General features: G+C 39.0%; 1 protein-coding gene. It reads right to left on the reverse strand.

What is annotated here, in order from left to right:
* Positions 1-980, reverse strand: a 980-nt coding sequence (locus FV234_RS25870; RefSeq protein ID WP_147832449.1) for a glycosyltransferase family 2 protein, incomplete at both ends; no start/stop codon positions are given.

The raw sequence follows: 980 nt of genomic DNA on the forward strand, positions 1-980 counted from the left end.
CTTCACGCCAATATTCTTCGGACGTCCACACTTTCTGGCGAGTGTCGCTCTGTACAAAATCTGTCCGACAGAATGCCATTCTAACAGCATTGTTACGAAAAAACTTTACAAGCTCTGATAAAAAGTCTGAAGAACAATAATCGTCACTTTCAGCTATCCAGATTAACTCGCCAATAGCTAATGAAAATCCTTTTTTCCATTGATTGAAAACTCCGCCAGAATTTTTTTTGTTGATAAAAAGTCTAGTATTATTTTTATGGGTGTTAGCGAATTTTGTAAGAATTTTCGCACTTTCGTCGTACGAACAGTCGTCTAAAAGTATCACTTCAAAGTTCTTATACGTCTGGTCGTATATAGATTTGAGTCTTTCGTTTAGATATGGAGCGTGATTAAAATTAGGAACAATAATTGAGACTTTTGGCAAAAATTCATCATTCGCATCAGGGATACGTCCATTTAAATTCGTCGCAACACTAGCATCTCCCCAAATATTTGGTTCGCCAAATGAAGATAACTTACTTAGGCTAGAGGGACTAAGAGGGCGCCCTTGCTTATTTCCGATCGCGATGTAATGCTTGTATGGATCTAAATTGTCGTGATTGACATCTCGATAAGCTTTGAGATACCATTTGCGATTAAATGCTGGATATCTTCCTTCGAATATTCCGTAGTTTATATAATGCTGAAGGGGGTTCAATCCTGCTGCTTTGATCTCGGGGTATTCTCTTAGGTAAAAATTGCGATCAAAGGCAGCATGGCGTCCTTCCTTGGCGCCGATATTGCGGTAATGTTCGATGGCATTTCCGGTTTTTGATGCAGTATTTAAATACTGAGATGTATACCAGTCTTCGTCAAAACTTGGGTGGCGCCCCTCGTGCTGTCCATAAATTATAAAATGATCTACCGGCTTAATGTCACTAAAATTTATATCTGTGTACTCGTTTAAGTACCAGTCACTATCAAAATATCCTAGCCTACCC

The organism is Methylobacterium sp. WL8, assembly GCF_008040045.1.
GTDB lineage: Bacteria > Pseudomonadota > Alphaproteobacteria > Rhizobiales > Beijerinckiaceae > Methylobacterium > Methylobacterium cerastii.